This window comes from Lamprocystis purpurea DSM 4197 (genome assembly GCF_000379525.1).
Classification (GTDB): domain Bacteria; phylum Pseudomonadota; class Gammaproteobacteria; order Chromatiales; family Chromatiaceae; genus Thiodictyon; species Thiodictyon purpureum.
This window is the reverse complement of record NZ_KB902512.1, coordinates 39,473-60,905: the sequence shown is the minus strand read 5'-3', so window position 1 is coordinate 60,905 and position 21,433 is coordinate 39,473. Positions and strand designations below refer to the sequence as shown.

Here is a 21,433-nt window from a genome sequence, read left to right as displayed (position 1 = left end):
ACCAGCCACTCATACTGCTCGGTATTCTCCGCCATGGGCTCGCCGTCGCTCTCCGGATAGGGGTCATCGGGGTCGAAATGCGCGAGGGGATTCATCGCCGCGGTCCTCCGCTGGGGGGTTAGCGTCAGTCGGAAGTGTAACCGAAGGCCGTAACCCGTAGGATGCGGTGAGGAACGGACACTGGTGCCGAATTCGCCAACCCATTGAAGTGAATAGTCTCCAGATCCTGCTATAGCCTTCGGACGTGATAACCGGACGTAGGGGCGGGTTTCAAACCCGCCCCTACACGAAGGTCTGTCTGGATATCAGGTACGAACGCTATATCAAGGTGTTACGGGCTCTCCGGGCATTTCGCCACCAGTGTCGATACTCACCGCATCCTACGGGCTCCGCACCCGATCGCCATCCAGAACGCGCCCCCGCATCGCCCTCTCCCCACCTGATCGGCGCCCCCAAGGGCGCCGATGCTCAGATCATCTTCCGCAGCTCATACTCCAAAATCCCCTCGGCCCCGGCGGCCCGCAGACGCGGAATCAGAGTCCGCACCGCCTCGACATCGACGATGGTTTCCACCGCCAGCCACTCGGGGTCATAGAGGTGGCTGACGGTCGGGGCGTGCAGGCTCGGCAGCAGGGCGACGATTTCGTCGATCAGGGCCGCGCGGATGTTGAGCTTGAGCGCGACCTTGTGACGCGCGGCCAGGGCGGCCTGGAGCATCAGGGCGATTTGGTCGATCTTAGCGCGCTTGTCCGGGTCGTCCAGGGCGCGCGGGTTGGCGATCAGGCGGGTCTCGGTGTACAGCATGTCCTCGACGATGCGCAGGCCGTGGGCGCGGATGGTGCTGCCGGTCTCGGTGATCTCCACCGCGGCATCGACCAGCCCTTCCACCACCTTGGCCTCGGTCGCCCCCCAACTGAACTCGACGCTGGCGTCCACTCCGCGCTCGGCCAGGTAGCGCCGGGTGAAGCCGACCAACTCGGTGGCCACCTTGCAGCCCTTCAGGTCCGCCACCGTCCGGATCGGCGAGTCCTCCCGCACCAGGAGCACCCAACGGCTGCGCTGATTCGACGCCTTGGAATAGGTTAGAGTGCAGACTTGCGACACCTCGGCCTGGGTCTCCATGATCCAGTCGAGCCCGGTGAGCCCGAGATCCAGTGTTCCGTTGGCCACGTAGGGTGCCATCTCCTGGGCGCGCACCAGGGCGCAGGCCAACTCCGGGTCATCCACGTCCGGGTAGTAGTTGCGCGAACGCGGGGAAATGGTCCAACCCGCTTGTTTGAAGAGTGCGATGGTGGCCTCTTCGAGGCTGCCCTTGGGGATGCCGAGTTTCAGTTTGGTCATCATGTGTGCCTTGGTTCGATACTGAACAATACCGGGATTATGAACCCTGTGGATGACGGTCGGCACCGCCGATCGTCCTGGCCGCGACCCGCCGCGGTCCGTCCAGCCGACGAACGCAATCATTCGACTGCCAAACCTGCGACCTGGGTTGGTCCAACCGGCAGCGTCAGGACCTACACTGATCAACAGGCCAACACCGAGATGACCATGATCACCCGACACCAGACGGCCGGCTTTACCCTGATCGAACTGATGATCACCGTGGCGATCATCGGCATCCTGGCCGCGCTTGCAATTTCCGCATACGGGGTGTTCACAGTCCGGGCCCGGGTCTCCGAGGGCATTGTCTTCGCGACACGCTATAAGGCTGAATTAACGGACTATATCACTGCCAACGCGGCGCTTCCCACGGCTGACAGCGACTACCTCACCAACGGCAACGGCATGGTCAACAGGGTCAAATGGTCTAAGGAGCGCGGCGCGATCGAGGTCTGGTTCGGTGCCAAGGCCGGGGGTGAACTCAACGGCACCATCCTGTGGTTGATGCCGACGATCGCTGCCGATTCTATCCAGTGGACCTGCCGCGGCCACTCCGGCGACGGAGATATCAAATGGCGCATCGATCCCATCTATTTGCCGAGCAGTTGCCGGTAAGGAACCGTTCACCAATAAGTGAATCAAGTCCAAGTGTATATCAAATATACTTGACTCCGAGAATCTCCAGTTCCCGCTTGCCGCCGGGAGCATCCACCAGCGCGACATCCCCCTCGCTCTTGCCGATCAGGGCGCGGGCGATGGGTGAACTGATCGAAATCATGCCCAGCTTCAGGTCGGCCTCGTCGTCGCCGACGATCTGAAAGGTCAGCTCCTCGTCTTTCTCCACCTCAAGGACCTCGACCGTCGCACCGAACACCACCCGCCCGTTGGCCGGCAACTTGGTCACGTCGATGACCTGAGCGTGCGAGAGTTTGCCATCGATGTCCTTGATGCGGCCTTCGATGAAGCTCTGCTGCTCGCGCGCCGCATGGTACTCGGCGTTCTCCTTGAGATCGCCGTGGGCGCGCGCCTCGGAGATCGCGGCGATGACTCGCGGTCGCTCGATCCGCTTGAGCCGCTCCAGTTCATCACGCAATTTTTCAGCGCCTCTGGCAGTGAGAGGGACCTTGCTCATCGATGGAATCCTCGTATTGGGTATCCGGCCCGTGTTAGCCGGCCAGCGCGTCCCTTTGCGGGCGGCTCAGTGTTCAGTGAAGATTTTGTAGCCGATTGACACTCAGTATGTCCAGTTGTTTCAACGCAAGGCAAGTCGCCTCGGCCCCGGCGATGGTGGTTGTATAGCTGACCTTGTGTTGGAGTGCGGCGCGGCGGATCTCAGCGGAATCAACAATCGCCTGGGCACCCTCGGTGGTGTTGACGATGAAGGTCACTTCGCTGTTCTTGATCATATCGACGATGTGCGGACGCCCTTCCATCACCTTGTTGACGATCACGCAGGGCAGCCCGGCCGCCTGCACCGACTTGGCCGTACCGCTCGTACCGTAGAGCGTGAAGCCCAAGGCCAGCAGGTCACGGGCGACCCGGATCAGGCGTGCCCGATCCGCGGCGCGTACACTGAGCATCGCCTTGCCTTTGACCGGCAGTAAGGTGCCGGCACCTTCCTGGGCCTTGGCGTACGCCTCGCCGAAGCTCTCACCCACCCCCATCACCTCGCCGGTGGATTTCATCTCGGGGCCGAGCACGGTGTCGACACCGGGGAACTTGATGAAGGGGAAGACCGCTTCCTTGACGAAATAATGCTTGGGCCGGACCTCCCGGGTGTGGCCCTGCTGCGCCAGTGACTGACCCACCATGCAGCGCGCCGCGACCTTGGCCAGCGCCACCCCGATGGCCTTGGAGACGAAGGGCACGGTACGCGAGGCGCGCGGATTGACCTCCAGGATATAGATATCATCGCCCTTGATCGCGAACTGGGCGTTCATCAGCCCAACCACGTTCAGACCATGCGCCATCTGGGCCATCTGCACGCGCATCCGGTCCTGGGTCGCCTGGGACAGGGTATAGGGCGGCAGCGAGCAGGCGGAGTCGCCGGAGTGTACTCCGGCCTGTTCGATATGCTCCATGATGCCGCCGATCAGCACGTCCTTGCCATCACAGATGGCATCGACATCGACCTCGATGGCATCATCGAGGAAGCGGTCCAGGAGCACCGGAGAATCGTTGGAGACCCGCACCGCACGATGCATGTAGCGGGTGAGTTCCGCCTCGTCATAGACGATTTCCATCGCCCGTCCGCCGAGCACATAGGACGGACGCACCACCAGCGGATACCCGATGGCGGCGGCCAGGGTCACCGCCTCGGTTTCACTGCGCGCCGTGGTATTGGGCGGCTGCATGAGCCCGAGCTGATGGATCAATTGCTGGAAACGCTCCCGATCCTCGGCCCGATCGATGGCATCCGGCGTCGTGCCGATGATGGGCACGCCGTTGGCCTCCAAGGCGCGCGCGAGCTTCAATGGTGTCTGACCGCCGTACTGGACGATGACCCCCAGCGGCCGCTCCTTGTCCACGATCTCCAGCACGTCCTCGAGGGTCAGCGGCTCGAAATAGAGCCGGTCGGAGGTGTCGTAGTCGGTCGAAACGGTCTCCGGATTGCAATTGACCATGATGGTTTCATAGCCGTCCTCGCGCATCGCCAGGGCGGCATGGACACAGCAATAGTCGAACTCGATGCCCTGCCCGATCCGATTCGGACCGCCGCCGAGCACCATGATCTTCTTGCGGTCGGTCGGAGCCGCCTCGCACTCCTCCTCATAGGTGGAGTACATATAGGCCGTGCTGGAGGCGAACTCGGCGGCGCAGGTGTCCACCCGCTTGTAGACCGGACGCACGCCCAGTGCCCGGCGCAGGTCGCGGATTTCGCCTTCGGTCACCCCCGTCAAACGGGCGAGGCGCCGATCGGAGAAACCCTGGCGCTTGAGCGAGCGCAGCCGCACCGCATCCAGTCCGGCGCGGCCGTCTTCGAGCAGCCGCGCCTCGGTGGCCACCAAGTCCTGGACCTGGGCCAGGAACCAGGGATCGATCTGCGACAGGGTCTGGATCTCGTCGCACTCCATCCCGGCCCGAAAGGCATCCGCCAGATAGAAAATCCGCTCGGCGCCGGCCTGGCGCAGTTCGTGCCGGATCGTCTTATGGGCATCGGGGTGCTTGAGATCGACGATCTCATCGAGCCCGTAGCGGTCGGTCTCTAATCCGCGCAGCGCCTTTTGCAGGGACTCCTGGAAGGTGCGGCCAATGGCCATGACCTCCCCCACCGACTTCATCTGCGTGGTCAGGCGCGCGTTGGCCTGCGGGAATTTCTCGAAAGCGAACCGCGGAATCTTGGTGACCACATAATCGATGGCGGGCTCGAACGAGGCCGGAGTCGCCCCGCCGGTGATATCGTTGCGCAGTTCATCGAGTGTATAGCCCACCGCCAGCTTGGCCGCCACCTTGGCGATCGGAAAGCCGGTCGCCTTGGAGGCCAATGCCGAAGACCGGGAGACCCGCGGATTCATCTCGATGATGATCATGCGCCCGTCCGCCGGATTGATGGCGAACTGGACATTGGAGCCGCCCGTATCCACCCCGATCTCGCGCAGTACCGCGAGCGAGGCGTCGCGCATGACCTGGTATTCCTTGTCGGTCAGGGTCTGGGCCGGCGCCACCGTGATGGAATCGCCGGTGTGGATCCCCATTGGATCGAAGTTCTCGATCGAGCAGACGATAATGCAGTTATCCGCATGGTCGCGGACCACCTCCATTTCATACTCTTTCCAGCCTAGGGCCGATTCCTCGATCAGCAGTTCATGGGTGGGCGAGAGGTCCAGACCGCGCCGGCAAATCTCCTCGAATTCCTCGGTGTTATAGGCGATGCCGCCGCCACTGCCGCCCATGGTAAAGGAGGGCCGGATGATGCAGGGGAAACCGATCGAGGCTTGCACCTGGATCGCCTCCTCGATGCTGTGGGCGATCACCGACCGGGGCATATCCAGCCCGATCTTGCGCATCGCCTTGCGGAACAGGTCGCGGTCCTCGGCCTTGTCGATCGCCTCCCGCGAAGCGCCGATCAACTCCACCCCAAACCGCTCCAACACCCCGCGGCGCACCAGATCCAGGGCGCAATTGAGCGCCGTCTGACCACCCATGGTGGGCAGCAGGGCGTCCGGGCGTTCCTTTTCGATGATGGCGGCGACCGCCCGCCAGGTGACCGGCTCGATATAGGTGGCGTCGGCCATTTCCGGATCGGTCATGATGGTCGCCGGGTTGGAGTTCACCAGGATGACCCGATAGCCCTCCTCGCGCAGCGCCTTACAGGCCTGCGCCCCCGAGTAATCGAACTCGCAGGCCTGGCCGATGACGATCGGCCCGGCACCGATGATCAGGATACTGTGGATGTCAGTACGCTTTGGCATTCTGGAGTCCTTGTCCGCACATGAACACAAATGAACACAAATGAATGAAACGAATGCCTGTCATCACGGAGTCTGCTTGCGTTCTTTCATCAACGCAATAAAGTGATCGAAGATCGGTGCCACATCGTGAGGGCCGGGGCTGGCCTCCGGGTGACCCTGAAAACTGAAGGCCGGATACTCACGGTGGTGGATACCCTGCAACGAGCCATCGAACAGCGAGCGGTGAGTCGCCTCCAGACAGGCCGGCAGGCTCGTCTCGTCCACCGCGAACCCGTGGTTCTGGCTGGAGATCATGACCCGACCGGTCTTCAGATCCTGCACCGGATGGTTGGCCCCGTGGTGTCCGAACTTCATCTTGACGGTCCGCGCCCCACTCGCCAGGCCCAGCAACTGGTGTCCGAGACAGATGCCGAAGATCGGGATACGGGTTTCCAACAGCGCGCGAATCGCGGTGATCGCGTAGTCGCAGGGCTCCGGGTCGCCCGGGCCGTTGGACAGAAAGACCCCGTCCGGCTCCTGCGCCAGCACCGCGGACGCCGGCGTCCGGGCCGGCACCACCGTCACCCGACACCCGCGTGCCGCCAGCATCCGCAGGATGTTGCGCTTGATGCCGTAATCGTAAGCAAGGACATGATAGGGCTGCTCACCCGCGACGTCCTGATGTCCGTGGGCCAGCGACCAGACACCCTGGGTCCAGTCATAGGGTTCCGCGGTGCTCGCATATTGCGCCAGATCCATGCCCTTGAGTCCAGGGAAGCCGCGCGCCTCGCCCAGGGCCGCCGCTTCGTCGATCCCCTCCCCTGCTATCAGACAACCGCTCTGGGCGCCTTTTTCGCGCAGGATGCGGGTCAGACGGCGGGTATCGATACCGGCAATGCCGACCACGCCTTGACGGGCGAGGTAGGCGTCGAGGCGCTCGGTCATGCGAAAGTTGCTGGGCAGCAAGGGCAAGTCGCGGATGATCAGCCCCGCCGCCTGGACCCGCCCGGACTCTTCGTCCTGCGGGTTGACGCCGACGTTGCCGATGTGCGGATAGGTCAGCGTCACCAGTTGGCGCAAGTAAGAGGGGTCTGTCAGGATTTCCTGATAACCGCTCATGGCGGTATTGAAGACCACCTCACCGACGCTGGAACCGGCGGCACCGATCGCGACTCCCCGGAAGACCGAACCGTCCTCCAGGACCAGAACTGCGGGCATTTTCAAGGGTTTCTCCGAACGGGAGACGGCATCGCCGGCAACATTAGGGCCGCGAGGGCCACCGGGACGTCAGCGGGCGCACGCGAGAATGATTCGGATCAGGCTTCGGATCAGGCTTCGGATCAGGCTTTTGATCAGGCCTTGGATCAGACAGGGGGCCGAACCGCCTGGGATTCTATCGATTCGACGCTGAACTGTCCACGCGTGCTCGGGCCGGAGGTACGCGATGCGTCTCAGCCGCCGGCCGACGGCACCGCGGAACCGCTGTTACCGGCCCTGCCGCGCCCAGGCGACGATCCCTTGGGTGTCCATGGCGCCCGCGGTGCGCCGCACCTCGGCTCCCCCTTTGAACAGGGCGAGCGTCGGGATACTCCTGATCCCCAACCGCGCGGCCAGCGCCTGTGCCTCCTCGGTATTGACCTTGACGAGCCGGAACGCGGGCTCCAGGGCGCGCGCCGCCGCCTCGAAGGCCGGCGCCATCGCGCGGCAGGGACCGCACCAGGGGGCCCAGAAATCCACCAACAGGGGCACATCGCTGCGGCTGAGATGACGGGCGAACCCGGCCTCATCCAAGGCCACCGGATGACCCGCAAACAACGGTTGATGACATTGGCCGCACTTGGGGTCCGCCCCCAGGCGTGCCGTCGGCACCCGGTTGACCGCGTCGCAGGCCGGGCAGATTACATGCAAACTCTCTGACATCGGAGTGACCTCACCTTCAGCACTGATCGTAAAACCTCGTCCCTGAGTCAGGATGCTACAGCGTTGCCAGGGTCCGCAAGGGGTAGCGCCAGGACCCGAATCGGCGTCGGTGGAAATCCGCTCCACCTGACCTGGCTCGACGCGCATCCGAACCCTGTGATTTCCACCAGCCTTATCGGGTTCGCACCTGATATCCAGACAGACCTTCGCGTAGGGGCGGGTTTGAAACCCGCCCTACGTCCGGTTATCACGTCCGAAGGCTCTATGACGAGCTGACGGCAACGCGGACGCTGCCGCGATCTCCCCGCGGGGTCTGTACGCCAGCGCACCGACCCGCCGGACGGTCCAGCCTATAACAGCATGGACTAAGACGGATCTGAGCGCCGGCACCATGGGTCTCGCTGATTCCGCAGTGCCATCGCGCCCTCGCCAAAATAACGCCTCGGTCCTCGTGCGCAGTCAAGGCTGAACTGCTGATTACAGGAACTGATCCCGCTGGAGAGCGCGTCAACCGAACCTTTTTCTTCGACAGAGAGCACAATGATGAACCACAGTACCAACATCCTGGCCATTGGCATCGCGATCACCGCCATGAGCGCGGTCCTATCCACGTCGGCGCAGGCTCAAGACGGCGTGGTCGGCGGCCCCTTGCCGTTCGTGAGCTACGATCAGGACGGCAGCGGCAGCGTGACTGAGCAGGAGTTCGACCGGGTTCACACGCAGCAGATCAGGGACCGTGCGGCGGCGGGCGCGCCCATGGGCGGAACCGCCAATACGACGACCTTCGCGACCTTCGACCGGAATGGCGACGGGCAGATCACCTCCGCCGAATTCGTTACGGTCCAACCGCCCCCGACCTCGGGTGGTCCAGGGACCATGGGCTCCGGTGTGCAAATGGGGCTCAGCGATGGCCGGGGGGCCGGTATGGAAGGGACGCTTCCCAGCTTTGCCGATCTCGATGAAAACCACGACGGCAGCATCAGTCCGTCCGAATTCAACGACGCGCGAGCCAATCGCGCCGTCGAGAAGTCACAGGAAGGCCTGCCGCTCGGCAGCCTGCGCAATGCCCCGCCCTTCACTGCACTTGATCTCAATAGCGATCAACAGATCAGCCCGGAGGAATTCTACACCGTCCAAGCACAGCATTCGCAGCCGCAGCCGCCGGCGCCTCAGCGCTGAGATCGGCTTGATTCCCCCCGTGATCGCGCCCACGTTGACTCAAACTTGTCGATCACCAAGCCTCGGAGTCACACGTCATGGCCGATTCACCTTACGTCGTCACCGTCACCACCGCGAACTTCGAGTCGGTGGTGATCGACGGCTCCTACGACCGCCCGGTACTGGTCGATTTCTGGGCCGACTGGTGTGCGCCCTGCCGGCAACTGATGCCGCTGCTGGCCAAGCTGGCCGACGCCTACGCGGGTAAGTTCCTCCTGGCCAAGGTCAACACCGAAGAGGAGCAGGCCCTGGCCGCCCACTTCGGCATTCGCAGCCTGCCGACCGTGCAGTTGTTCATGTCCGGCCGGCCGGTCGATCAGTTCATGGGCGCCCTGCCGGAGTCCCAGGTGCGCGAATTCCTGGAGCGGCACCTGCCCAAGCCATCCGATGGACTCCTGGCCCAGGCCCAAGGCCTGATCGCTGCCGGCGATCTCAAGCGCGCCGCCGCGGTTATCGCGGAAGCGAAGGTCAAAGAGCCCGATAACGCGCGGATCGCGCTGGCCGAAGTCCAACTCACCGCGGCCCGCGGCGACATCGCCGAGGCCGCCGCCCAGTTGGAGCGGCTGCCGCTCGAACTTGCCCAGGATCCGGAAGTGACCGCGTTGCGCGGTCAACTGCGCTTCGCCGAGGCCCTGATCGGCGCCCCGTCAGCCGCCGTCTTGCAGCAGCGGCTGACTGCCGACCCGACCGACAGCGCGGCACGCTACCAACTTGCCGCTCACCGGGTGTTGGCCGGCGACTACGCGACCGCGTTGGAAGACTTGCTCACCCTGATGAAGCGCGACCGTCCCTATGGAGACGACGCCGGCCGCAAGGGCATGGTCGCCATCTTCGACCTGCTGGGCGGTCAAGGCGAGCTGGTGACCCGCTATCGTGCCAAGATGATGACCGCGCTCTATTAGCAGACTCCTTATGGCGTCTCGGTCGTTGTCGTTGTTTAACTTGTTTCCGACGCGTCACTGACCGCATCGCGGGCGCACGCTATCTATAGCGTTCGCACCTGATATCCAGACAGACCTTCGTGTAGAGGCGGGTTTGAAACCCGCCCCTACGTCCGGTTATCACGTCCGAACTATAACCCCAGTTCCCGCCAGCGGGCCTCGATGCGTTTGACCGAGACCGGGGCCGTGGTGCCCAACTGCTGGGCGAAGAGCGAGACCCGCAGTTCTTCGAGCAGCCAGCGGATTTCCTCCAGACGCGGGTCGGCGCGACCGGTGCGCGCGGCGGCGGCGCTGCGCTCACGCCAGCGGCGTTCGAGGTCGGCAAACTCGGTCATGCGCTGTTGGTCACGGGCGGCGGCAAAGCGCAGCCGCTCGGTGCGCTGCTCGGCCGCCTTGAGATAGCGCGGGTACTCTTTGAGGTGGACATAGGGAACGACGAGCAAGAAGCCACGGAACACCAGGCGGTCCACCTGGGCACGCAGGTCCTGGACCGCGCCCTCCCAATTGACCTGGGTGATCGCGGCGAGGCGGGCGCGCAGGCCATGGTAAGCGTCCAGGATCGCGGCGGCCAGGGTGCAGACTTCCTGCGCGGTGGTCATGATCCGGCCCTTGCGCTCACGCAGCCGCTGCTCAAAGGCGGCCTGGGTGCGGATGGGCTCCAGACCCTCGACAAAGGTGAGGTCCAGGATCAGCGCAATGAGCTCATCCGCCAGGTCGGGCTCTCTGACCTGGGCCGGTCCCGGACCGTCGGCCGCGCGTCCGGCCGGCGTCTCCGCAATCCGCGGGGCTTTGGCATATTGCAGCCGCATCCGATCCAGTCCGCCGAGTCCTTTCTTCAGGATGCGCAGGTCGGCGCCCAGGTGCAGCATGAAGAGTCGGCGCAAGCCGACCCGGGTGGCCGTCGCCGCACTCTCGGCGGAGTCCAGAACGCGGATGGCGACACTGTCCCCCAGATCGACCAAGGCCGGGAAGCCGCGCAGCCGGATGCCGGCGCGGGTCAGGTCGACCTGTTCCGGCAGCTCGCCGAAGGTCCAGCGCCTGAGCCCTTCCTGCTCCAGCCCGCTGGCCGGGATCTGCGCAAAGCTGTGCTGCCCCTGGCCGCCGTGGGCGCGCTTGAGTGCGACCGGATCGGCGCCGGTGGCGATGACCTGGCCCGTATCGTCCACCAGCCGGACTTTCATACGCAGATGTTCAGGGATGGCCGCCGGATCCCAGGCGCCTTCCGGTACCTGGATCCCGGTCAGTTCCCGGATGGCCTCACCCAGGGCCTGGATCAGCGGACGCTCGGACGGCTTGAGATGAGCCGCCAGGCGTGCCGCCGTATCCGGGATCGGCACCAGACCCTTGCGGATCTGTTTGGGCAGGCCGCGCAGGAGTTCGGTGATGCGCTCGGTGAGCAACCCCGGCACCAGCCACTCCAGGCGCTCGCCGGAGACCTGGTTGATCAGCGGCAGGGGAACGACCAGGGTCAGACCGTCCGCCTGGCTGCCGGGATCGAAGTGATACTCGAGCGGCAGCGCGGTGGCGCCGATCTGAAGACTGTCCGGGAAGCTCTCCGCGGTGACCGCCGCCGCCTCATGGCGCATCAGGTCGGCCATGCGCAGATGCAGGATCTTGGGGTCCCGGCGGGTCGCCTCGCGCAGCCAGCGTTCGAACTGGGCGGTCGAATAGATCCCCGGCGGCACCCGCGCATCGTAGAACGCGACGATGGCTTCCTCGTCCACCAGGATATCGCGGCGGCGGGACTTGGCTTCCAGGTGCTGGACGTACTCGATCAGCTCGCGATTGTGGCGCCAAAAAGGCGCACGGGTCTCGAAGTCGCCCGCGGCGAGGCCGTGCCGGATGAAGATCTCGCGCGCCTCGGCCGGGTTGATGGGCCCGTAGTTGATCCGCCGATGCGGCACCAGGGTGACACCGAAGAGGGTGACGCGCTCGTAGGCGGCGACCTGCCCGGCGTCCGCCTGCCAATGGGGCTCGGCGTAAGTGCGCTGCAACAGATGGGCACCGGCCGCCTCGATCCAGCCGGGTTGGACGCGGGCACAGATACGTCCGTAGTGCCGGGTGGTCTCGATCCGCTCGGCGGCGACGATCCACTTGGGGCCTTCTTTGAACAGGGCGCTGCTGGGATGGATGACGAAGCGGCTGTTGCGGGCGCCCTGATATTCGCGGTTCTCGTCCTTGAAGCCGATGTGACAGAGCAGACCGTGCAGCAGGGCGCGATGGATTTCCTCCGGCGTGCCGGCGGCGGCGCCGTCGTCCGGAACCGGCGTGGGTTCGGGCTCCCGCGCGCGGCCGGGCGCCGGGCGCACGGACGGGCGGGACCCGCGCCCACCCGCGGCTTGAATGGCGGGTGTCGCCCGCGCCCCGCGGGACTGATTGGCAATCCCCATCTCGTGCAACTGTTCACGCAATTGCGCATGGATGTCGTGCCACTCCAGCACCCGGTTCCAATTGAGGAAATGCTGTTGGCACAGCTTGCGGAACTGGTTCTTTGACAGGTGCTTGCGTTCCTGCTCCAGAAAGCGCCAGAGATTCAACAGCGTCAGGAAGTCCGAGTCCGGATGGTTGAAGGTGGCATGAATCTGATCCGCCGCCTGCTGCCGATCGAGCGGGCGCTCGCGCGGGTCGGCAATGCTCAGGGCGGCGGCGATCACCAGGACCTCCGCCAGGCAATGGTGATCGGCAGCGGCAAGCAACATGCGACCGATGCGCGGGTCGACCGGCAGCCGGGCGAGATGGCGGCCGAGTGCGGTCGGCTCGCCCTGGGCATCGATCGCCGCCAGCTCTTCCAGGGTGCGGTAGCCGTCCGCCACCAGCCGCGGGTCCGGCGGGTCGACGAAGGGGAACTGATCGATCGCCCCGAAACCCAGGACCTTCATCTGCAGGATGACGGCGGCCAGGTTGGTGCGGTTGATCTCGGGCTCGGTGAAGGCGGCCCGCGCCTGGAAGTTGTCCTCGGTATAGAGGCGGATGCAGATGCCGGAAGCAACCCGTCCGCAGCGCCCCTGGCGCTGGTTGGCCGAGGCCTGCGAGATGCGCTCCACCGGCAGACGCTGCACCTTACTGCGATGACTGTAACGGCTGATGCGGGCGAAGCCGGGGTCGACCACATAGTGGATGCCGGGGACGGTCAGCGAGGTTTCCGCCACGTTGGTGGCCAGCACCACCCGCCGGGTACTGTGCGGCTGGAAGATCCTGGCCTGTTCCTCGGCGCCCTGGCGGGCGAACAGCGGCAACACCTCGGTCGATGGCGGATGCTGCTTGCGCAGGGTCTCGGCCGTCTCGCGGATTTCGCGCTCACCGGAGAGGAAGACCAGCACGTCCCCGCGGCCGGCGCGCGCCAGTTCAGCCACCGCGTCGGAGATCGCCTGCTGCATGGCATCGTCGCGCTCCCCGGCATTTTCATCTTCCACCGGCGGGCGGTAGCGGACCTCGACCGGGTAGGTCCGCCCTGAAATCTCGATGATGGGAGCCGGGCGGCCCTGGGCATCGGCAAAGTGCTGGGCGAAGCGCTGCGGGTCGATGGTGGCCGAGGTGACGATGATCTTCAAATCCGGCCGACGCGGCAGCAGGCCCCGCAGATACCCCAGCAGGAAGTCGATGTTGAGGCTGCGCTCATGGGCCTCGTCGATGATCAGGGTGTCGTATTCCAGCAGGGCGCGGTCATGCTGGACCTCCGCCAGCAGCATCCCGTCGGTCATCAGCTTGATGCAGGTTTCCGGCCGCACCCGGTCGTGGAAGCGGATCTTGTAGCCGACCAGGCCGCCGAGTTCGCTGCCCAACTCCTGGGAGACCCGACTTGCCAGGCTGCGGGCGGCGATGCGGCGCGGCTGCGTATGGCCGATGCGGCCGAGGATGCCGCGGCCCAGTTCCAGACAGAGCTTGGGCAACTGGGTGGACTTTCCGGAGCCGGTCTCACCGCACAGCACCACCACTTGATGGGCCTGAATCAGCGCCGCCACATCGGCGCGGCGCTCACTCACGGGCAGTTCCGGCGGGTAAGCAATGGTCGGGACCAGGGCCCGACGCCGCTCGCCGAGTGCCTGGGAGGCGCGCAACGCCTGCCAGATCTTCAGCAGCCCCTGCTCCACCGGCTGTCCGGTCCGGGCACGGCGGCGCAAGCCCTGCAACCGCTGGCGCAGGGCGTGTCGATCGGCGATCAGACCGGTCGCCAGGTCCTGGTCGGTGGGAAACGGCAGGACTGGGGGTGGAGCAGTATTCAAGGTGCGCGGGAGACCACTCGGGCAAACAGGTCAGCCGGGAGGTGAAACCAACAGCGCCAACCACTGTCGCGACAGATATCGAACAGTTTGTCGGCTGATAGATGTCAGCATCCGGCCGGGAAAGGGGGTATGTTACCGCGCCAGGTCGGATCAGATGCTTCCGCCTGGTGAGAATTCCTGCCCGTTACGCGGCAGCGACCGCCCGGACACATCCGGCGACCCAGTCGGCGGCGGGCGCAATCAAGACAGACCCTACGAAGAAGAACGGACGGTAGCGCGATGACTCAAGACCGCGGCACGCGGCACCTGCCGAACCTGGACGCCACTGACACGAGGACCCGATACGTGAATGCGCCCATGGTGTCATACACCATATGGTGGCTACCCGACTTGATCAAGGGCCGGCACCGCTCCATCGCCGCGATGGTCCGGCGCTGCACCCTCGCCCTCACGCTGGGTGCGGCGATGCCGGCTCCACTTTACGCCCAGGCGGGACCGGTCCCGTCGCCGGCCCAGGAGGCCCCCAAGCCCGCGGCAAGCATAACAACCGACGCTGCCGCGCCAAGCGGACCCGCCGAGCCGACGGAGCGGCCGGAGCCCGCGCCGGGTTCCGTCGGCGCCTTCGAACAGGGCCCCGGCGTTCTGGGAATCAGCTTGCGCACCCAGCGACAGGCACAACTCAAGCATTACGTGAGCGAGCCCGTCGGACTGGTCGCCCTGGGACTGGAGGATTTGCGCTTCGCTCCGGTCAACAAGCGCACCCACGTGGAGGTCAATCTGACCAACCGGATCCCCTTCGAGGGCAAGGGAGATCAGGTCGGTCCCAAGGCCAAGCGCACGCTGGATGCACTCGCCGGGCTATTCGCGGACAACCCGCGGACCCGGGTGAAGATCATCGTACACACCGATGACCAGGGTGACGCGGGCTACAATCTGCGACTGTCCCAGCGGGCGGCCGATGCGGTCAAGCAGTATCTGGTCGGTCGCGGCGTCGCCGCCGAACGCCTGACCCCGGTCGGCCGCGGCGAGGCGGCGCCCCTGGCCGCCACCGGCAAACGCACACCCACCCGCCAGGAGCGCGAACGCAACCGGCGGGTCGAACTGGTGATCGAGCCTCTGGAGCCGTCAGACCAGCCTGGCGAGTCGGCACCGAAACCCCCGACCGAAACGGACGCCAAGCGCACGGCCGGCGAACCGCTGAGGCCGGAATGACCGGGGCACCACGCCCTATCCGGCTTCCAGCGCCGCGAAGTCGAATTCCATGGACTCGGCGGGCGGTTGGACATAAGTCCCCTGGATCAGATCCACCCCGGCGCGAAACAGCCGGGCGATGATGTCCGGCCCCTCCACCCCGGTGGCGATCGCCAGCGCCTGGCGTTCATGGATACGGCCGACCAAGGCCGCGAGCTGCGCTCCCTGCAGCCCGTGTGCCGCCTCTCGGGCCAGACGGACGAAGGCGGCGGGTAGCCGGTCGAGCACCCGCTCGCCGCGTTCGCTTGCCGTCATTCCATTGAGGCACAGACGGATGCCGAGCTGCTCTAATTGGCCGGACCGGCTGACCGCCAGATCCAGGTGGCGATCCGCATCCGCGATCTGAAACTGGATGATCGGGCGGAACGCGATCAGATTGCGGGCGCTGATCGCGTCCCGCAGGCCAACGACCCAAGCCGGATCGGCCGCGCCCGCAAGGGATTGATGCAGAAACAACTCCACCGGCCGACCCGCCTCACGACGGATGCCGAGCGCGTCCAGACCCGCGCCCAACAGCCAGCGATCGATCGTGGCCGCCTGCCCGGCCCGCAGCGCCAGGGGCGCAAACGCGCTCGGCGCCAGGAGTTCGCCATCGGGCGCGTTGAGCCTCAGGGTCGCCTCGTAGCGCTCGCTCGGCGCCGAACGCAGCGGCACCATGGGTTGGAACAGGAGCTGGAAGCGACCAGCCGCGACGGCTTCCAGCAACGGACTGCGCTGCGCGGCGGCGACCTGGGCCAGCGGCGCCGACGCATAGCACTCGACCCGACGCTGACCGCGGTGCAGACTCAGGCGCGCGGCCTTGCGCGCCCGCGAGACCAGGGTGACGGCTTCCCCGCCGCTTCGGGCCACCGGGCACCAGCCGACCCCGCGGTCAGCGACCGCGGCATCCGCCGCCAGGTCCTGCTGGACACCCTGCGCCAGCGTCTCGGCCCGCATCGCAAGGGCGCCCTCATCGCCGCCCGACAGGAGGGCGGCGACGCCGTGCTCGCCGACGCGGGCCGCCGGAGCCTCCTCCCCCAGCCGCGCGGAGACCGCCGCGCCCAGCCGCGTCATCACCGATTCATCCCCCGGCTGTTCGAAATAGAGCAAGGCCCAGTGCGTCGGCGATCCGGCACGCAGCAGGCGGTCGATCCGCGTGAAGAGGCGCTCCCGCCCGGCCAGCCCCGCGGCGGACTGCTCACTGACGGACTCGCGCACCAATCGATGGCGCGCACGCACCAGCCGTTCACGCACACGCGCCACCAGCCGCTGCGGTGAGACCGGTTTCGCCAGAAAATCATCCCCGCCGATGCGCAGCGCATCCAACTGCCGGCCGGGGTCGAGTTCCCCGGAGAGAAACAGGATCGGCAAATCGGCAAACCGCTCCTGTCCGCGGATGACGCCAGTCAACTCGATGCCGTTGACGCCGGGCATATGCAGATCCATCAGGATAAGGTTCGGCGCAAAGCGCTCCAAGGCGGCGAGGACTTCCAGCGGGTCGTGGACGCGCTCGACGACCAGACCGGCGTGCTCCAGCACCCGCGCCGCGAAGAGGGCCGCCACCGGCTGATCATCCACCACCAGCACCCGCTCCGGCCCCCCGTCCGGCAGCGCGACCAGGGACGCCACCCGCGCGGCAAGCGCTGCCGGCCCGAGGGTCGCCGACAGGCAGACCGCCGCCCCGGCGCGCATGGCCGCCAGCCGCTGCGCAAGCGCGTCCTCCTCACCCAGACAGACCAGCGGCAGGCAGCGACCCGCGTCGTCGGCGTGATCACCAGCCAAGCGCGTCAATTCCGCAGGATCGGCCAAGGCCCGCAAATCGACCAGCAGCAAGACCAGGGGGTGCTCGGGCAGATCCGGATCCACCGGAGCCGCGAGCCGCCGACGCAGCGCGTCCGGCTCCCCGTGGACCTCACTGCGAAAACCGAAGGTGCTCAGCTGCGGACCCAGGGCCGCGATCAAGGCCGTGTCGCGGGACAGCAGGAGGATGGTGCCGCGGGTCGGCCGGGTGGGGTTCGGGTGATTCATCCTGAAGCGGCTCAGGTCAGCGTATACAGCCGGCCGCCATCCTCGGGCAGGGACAGATCGTCGAAACCGGGACCGAAGCAATGCCCCTGATGGAGACAGAAGGCGAGCCATTTACCGAGGAACAGATTCGCCTTCCACTTGGCATCGAGCGCCGGCGGCTGATATTGGGCACGCAACGGCAAAACGGTCTGCCGCAGATCCAGAACCTCGACCTGGCGGGCATCGTGATAGACCCGCAAACGTGCGTCCGGGTCGGCTCCGAACCCAGCGAGATCGCTGGCCTGGGCATAACTCGAAGCAGCGCTCCAACCCCGATCAGGGTTGGGAAACCAATGGGTCAGCCGCGCGAGACTGGTATAGCGGGACTGCTCCTCGATCGTCAGGTAGAGGTCCACACTGCCCTTGCGGCGGGAGACGCTCAGCCCCCGCTGGTCTTTCAGATCAGGCGCAAGACGCGCGAGCAGACGGTAATTTTCCTCGCAGAGTGTCATCAGGTCGCCCACGGTCGGACGCCCTGACAACTGAATCAACTCGTCCAGAGAACAGAAGACGGCTTGCATGGGACCTAAGACCGCCGGACGCCTGAAGCGACGCGCTGAGTCGGCCGGATCCGCGTCGGCACCGCCTGAGCCGTCGGCTTGCGAACCACGGACGAGACGCCGCTCAAGCCGAACCGCCGGACGGATCGCCAGCCCCGCGCGCGGCCTGCTCCGCGGCGATCTGCTGTTTGACCTCCGCCATGTCCAGCGCCTTGGCCTTGCCGATCAGGTCGCGAAACTGGCTCTCCGGAAGCGCACCGGCCTGAGAAAAAATGATGACCTGCTCGCGAAAGATCATCAGGGTCGGGATAGACCGGATCTGAAAGTGGACCGCGATCTCCTGCTCGTCCTCGGTGTTGACCTTGGCGAAAACGATGTCGCCGAAGTCGGCGGACACCTTGTCGTAGATCGGGGCGAAGGAGCGGCACGGACCGCACCAGGGCGCCCAGAAATCGACGATCACGAAGTCGTTGGTGCTGATCGCCTCTTCGAAACTCTGCTTGTCCAGTTCTACAACCGCCATCGGAACCACCTGCGTAGTGAAATATCGGGAGATACTACCAGAATCCTGCGCAGACCGCGGTTTTCCGGGTTTTTCTGAGCGAATTCGGTACCTTGAAACAACTGTCGCGCACGAAAAAACCGGGCATTCGCCCGGTTTTCGAGCATCGACCGCAAGGCCGGATCAGACCGCTTCGAGGGCGCTGATGATCTGACCGCGAATCTCGTCCACGGACCCGATGCCATGGACCTTGATGTACTTGGGCGCGCCCTGACCGCCCGCCTGCGCCCAATCCGAGTAGTAATGGATCAGCGGCTCGGTCTGGTCATGATAGACCTTGAGTCGGGCCTTGACGGTCTCTTCCTGATCGTCGTCGCGCTGGATCAGCGGCTCGCCGGTCACGTCGTCCAGCCCCGCGGTCTTGGGTGGATTGAAGACGACATGGTAGGTGCGGCCGGAGCCCGGATGCACCCGCCGACCGGACATGCGGCGGATGATCTCCTCGTCGGGAACATCGATCTCGACCACCGCGTCGACCGCCACCCCCGCCTCCTTCAGCGCATCGGCCTGGGCCAGGGTGCGCGGGAAGCCGTCGAACAGATAGCCGCTTGCGCAGTCGCCATCAGTGATGCGCACTTTCACCATGCCCATGATGATGTCGTCGGACACTAGACCGCCCGCATCCATCACCTGCTTGGCCGCCTTGCCCAGTTCGCTGCCCTGCTTGACATGAGCCCGCAGCATGTCGCCGGTGGAAATTTGGGGGATACCGAAGTGCTCCTTGATGAAGCCGGCCTGGGTACCTTTTCCGGCGCCGGGGCCGCCAAGTAGGATCACGCGCATGGGATTAATCTCCTCGTCATTATTGACAGACGCGGCAGTGTGCCACAAGACCCTGGAAAAATCGCCCTTGAGGGCGATTTTTCCAGGGCGATCAAAGACTGAAACCCGGTCAGCGACCGGACAGCAGCATGGACATCATGAGCCCGTTGAGCCGGCCGACAAAGGCCGCCGGGTCATCGAGTTGACCGCCCTCGGCGAGTTGCGCCTGATCGAACAGGATCAGACCCAAGTCCTGGAAGCGGGTCTCGTTCTCCTCACTCTCCAGGCGCTTCACCAGCGGGTGGTCCAGGTTGACCTCCAGCGTGGGACGCTGCTTGGGAGCGTCCTGACCAACCGCCTTCAACACCCGCGCCAGATTGGCACTCATGTCGTACTCGCCCACCACTAGACAGGCCGGGGAGTCCACCAGGCGGGCGCTCGGACGCACCTTGTCGACCCGCTCACCCAGCGCGGTCTTGAGCCGCTCCAGCAGGGTGCCGTGTTCCTTGGCCGCCTGTTCGGTTTTGGCCTTCTCCTCCTGATCCGCCAGTTGGCCCAGGTCCAGATCGCCCTTGGTGACCGACTGCAAGTGCTTGCCCTTGTAGTCGTGCATGTGGTTGACCAGCCACTCGTCCACCCGGTCGGACAGCAGCAGGACCTCGACGCCCTTCTTGCGGAAGACCTCCAGATGGGGGCTGTGGCGGGCGGCGGCCGCGCTGTCGGCGGTAATGAAGTAGATCTTGTCCTGACCCTCTTTCATGCGCTCGATGTAGCCGTCCAGGGTCTCGTTCTGGGTGTCGCTCTCGGTATGCGTCGAGGCGAAACGCAAGAGCCCGCCCAGACGCTCCCGGTTGGCGAAGTCCTCGGCCGGCCCTTCCTTGAGGACCCGACCGAACTCGCCCCAGAACTCGGCATATTTCTCCGGCTCATCCGTGGCCAGGGTCTCGAGCAGGCTCAGGATGCGCTTGGTGTTGGCCTGGCGGATGCTGTCGATCTTACGGTTGTGCTGAAGCAGTTCGCGCGAGACGTTCAGCGGCAAGTCGTCAGAGTCCACCACGCCCTTGACGAAGCGCAGGTAATGCGGCAGCAGCTTGTCGGCCTCGTCCATGATGAAGACGCGGCGGACATAGAGCTTGACGCCGTGCTTCTGGTCGCGGTCCCACAGATCCCAGGGGGCCTTCTTGGGAACGAAGAGCAGGGTGCTGTACTCGTTGGTGCCCTCCACGCGATTATGGACATAGGCCAGCGGCGGATCGTAGTCGTGCGCGATGTGCTTGTAGAAGGCGTGATACTCCTCCTCGGTCACCTCCGACTTGCTGCGCATCCACAGGGCCGTTCCGCGATTGACCTTCTCCCATTCGGGAGCCTTGGCCTGGGGCTCCGCCTTGGCTTCGTCCTGCTCCGCGTCCAGCGCGTCCTCGTCCGGGCCGTCGTGGTGCTCCTTCAACATCTCCACCGGCAGGGCAATGTGGTCGGAGAACTTGCTGATAATGGAGCGCAGCCGCCAGCCGTCCAGGAACTCCTTCTCGTCGTCCTTCAGGTGCAGGGTCACGTCGGTACCGCGCCCGGCCTTTTCCACCGTCTCCAGAGTGTAGCTGCCGCGCCCGTCCGACTCCCAGTGCACCCCATGCTCGGTCCCCAGACCGGCCCGGCGGGAGACCAGCGTCACCTTGTCGGCGACGATGAAGGCGGAGTAGAAACCGACCCCGAACTGGCCGATCAGCTGGCTGTCTTTGGCCTGATCGCCGGTCAGCTTCTCGAAGAACCGGCGGGTCCCGGAACTGGCGATGCTGCCGATGGTCTCGACGACCTCCGACCGGCTGAGACCGATGCCGTTATCCGAGACCGTCAGGGTCCCGGCCTCCTGGTCCACGGTGACGCGGATTCGCAGGTCGACGTCACCCTCGTAGAGCCCGTCGTCGCTCAGTGACTCGAACCGCAGCTTCTCGGCGGCGTCCGAGGCGTTGGAGATCAGCTCGCGCAGGAAGATCTCCTTGTTGGAGTAGAGTGAACGGATCACCAGGTCCAGGACTTGGCTGACTTCGGCCTTGAACTCCAGTGTTTCCTTATGCGCTTCAACTGTCATTTCGGTTCGTTACCTCTTGAGTAATCATTCATTTTTTGACTTTCGGGTGCACTCGCGGCGGATCGGCATCCGCGCATCGGCGTGCCGCGGCTGCGGCCGTGCGCTCCCGGCGCCGGAATAGAATGGAATGGGTATTGTCGCACGCCCGGCAGC

General features: G+C 65.2%; 15 protein-coding genes and 1 pseudogene. 4 read left to right on the top strand and 12 right to left on the bottom strand.

Translation table 11 applies throughout. The annotated features are described in order from the left end of the window. Together A39O_RS42780 and hisG are read right to left on the bottom strand one after the other, a co-directional pair. A pseudogene (locus tag A39O_RS42780) lies at positions 1-95 on the bottom strand (Uma2 family endonuclease); the annotation flags it as partial. Between the two features lie 373 nt (positions 96-468). Further along, entirely contained in the window at positions 469-1,341 is an 873-nt protein-coding gene (gene hisG, locus A39O_RS0119780) for an ATP phosphoribosyltransferase (protein WP_157640287.1), read from the bottom strand. A 207-nt stretch (positions 1,342-1,548) separates the two neighbouring features. On the opposite strand from hisG, the gene A39O_RS0119775 reads away from it, so the two are divergent. Further along, entirely contained in the window at positions 1,549-1,995 is a 447-nt protein-coding gene (locus A39O_RS0119775; protein ID WP_085954710.1) for a pilin, read from the top strand. A gap of 40 nt (positions 1,996-2,035) precedes the next feature. On the opposite strand, the gene greA is transcribed toward A39O_RS0119775, so the two are convergent. The 4 genes from greA to trxC all read right to left on the bottom strand — a co-directional run bounded on the left by greA (position 2,036) and on the right by trxC (position 7,691). Next, entirely contained in the window at positions 2,036-2,512 is a 477-nt protein-coding gene (gene greA / locus A39O_RS0119770; RefSeq protein ID WP_020506401.1) for a transcription elongation factor GreA, read from the bottom strand. Between the two features lie 73 nt (positions 2,513-2,585). Beyond that, positions 2,586-5,792 (bottom strand): carbamoyl-phosphate synthase large subunit, encoded by a 3,207-nt coding sequence (gene carB, locus A39O_RS0119765; RefSeq protein ID WP_020506400.1) that lies wholly within the window; start codon positions 5,790-5,792, stop codon positions 2,586-2,588. A 63-nt stretch (positions 5,793-5,855) separates the two neighbouring features. Continuing rightward, the gene (carA, locus tag A39O_RS0119760) at positions 5,856-6,989 is read right to left on the bottom strand and encodes a glutamine-hydrolyzing carbamoyl-phosphate synthase small subunit (RefSeq protein ID WP_020506399.1); all 1,134 of its coding nucleotides are present in this window, start codon (positions 6,987-6,989) and stop codon (positions 5,856-5,858) included. A 267-nt stretch (positions 6,990-7,256) separates the two neighbouring features. Then, positions 7,257-7,691: a thioredoxin TrxC gene (gene trxC / locus A39O_RS0119755; RefSeq protein ID WP_020506398.1), complete on the bottom strand. Its 435-nt coding sequence runs from the start codon at positions 7,689-7,691 to the stop codon at positions 7,257-7,259. A gap of 543 nt (positions 7,692-8,234) precedes the next feature. Here trxC and A39O_RS0119750 point away from each other — a divergent pair. Then, entirely contained in the window at positions 8,235-8,870 is a 636-nt protein-coding gene (locus A39O_RS0119750) for an EF-hand domain-containing protein (protein WP_026199552.1), read from the top strand. Positions 8,871-8,947: 77 nt separating this feature from the next. Beyond that, positions 8,948-9,811 carry a thioredoxin gene (gene trxA / locus A39O_RS0119745; protein ID WP_020506396.1) on the top strand — a complete coding sequence of 288 codons (864 nt, stop codon included), beginning with the start codon at positions 8,948-8,950 and terminating at the stop codon, positions 9,809-9,811. 170 nt (positions 9,812-9,981) lie between these two features. Here trxA (A39O_RS0119745) and hrpA read toward each other — a convergent pair whose 3' ends face one another. Then, complete coding sequence (hrpA, locus tag A39O_RS0119740; protein ID WP_020506395.1) at positions 9,982-14,073, bottom strand: ATP-dependent RNA helicase HrpA; 4,092 nt, start codon at positions 14,071-14,073, stop codon at positions 9,982-9,984. 360 nt (positions 14,074-14,433) lie between these two features. Here hrpA and A39O_RS36860 point away from each other — a divergent pair, with 360 nt between their 5' ends. Beyond that, positions 14,434-15,285, top strand: coding sequence for an OmpA family protein (locus A39O_RS36860; protein ID WP_211211638.1), 852 nt, complete (start codon positions 14,434-14,436; stop codon positions 15,283-15,285). A gap of 15 nt (positions 15,286-15,300) precedes the next feature. Here the strand turns inward: A39O_RS36860 and A39O_RS34350 are convergent, their stop codons facing one another. The 5 genes from A39O_RS34350 to htpG all read right to left on the bottom strand — a co-directional run bounded on the left by A39O_RS34350 (position 15,301) and on the right by htpG (position 21,280). Beyond that, positions 15,301-17,331 (bottom strand): EAL domain-containing response regulator, encoded by a 2,031-nt coding sequence (locus tag A39O_RS34350; RefSeq protein ID WP_020506393.1) that lies wholly within the window; start codon positions 17,329-17,331, stop codon positions 15,301-15,303. An 11-nt stretch (positions 17,332-17,342) separates the two neighbouring features. After that, positions 17,343-17,891, bottom strand: a complete 549-nt coding sequence (locus A39O_RS0119725; RefSeq protein WP_020506392.1) for a DUF1249 domain-containing protein — start codon at positions 17,889-17,891, stop codon at positions 17,343-17,345. Between the two features lie 103 nt (positions 17,892-17,994). Further along, positions 17,995-18,393 (bottom strand): thioredoxin, encoded by a 399-nt coding sequence (gene trxA, locus A39O_RS0119720; RefSeq protein ID WP_020506391.1) that lies wholly within the window; start codon positions 18,391-18,393, stop codon positions 17,995-17,997. 162 nt (positions 18,394-18,555) lie between these two features. After that, the gene (adk, locus tag A39O_RS0119715; protein ID WP_020506390.1) at positions 18,556-19,215 is read right to left on the bottom strand and encodes an adenylate kinase; all 660 of its coding nucleotides are present in this window, start codon (positions 19,213-19,215) and stop codon (positions 18,556-18,558) included. A 109-nt stretch (positions 19,216-19,324) separates the two neighbouring features. Then, positions 19,325-21,280, bottom strand: coding sequence for a molecular chaperone HtpG (htpG, locus tag A39O_RS0119710; RefSeq protein ID WP_020506389.1), 1,956 nt, complete (start codon positions 21,278-21,280; stop codon positions 19,325-19,327). Positions 21,281-21,433: the final 153 nt, after the last annotated feature.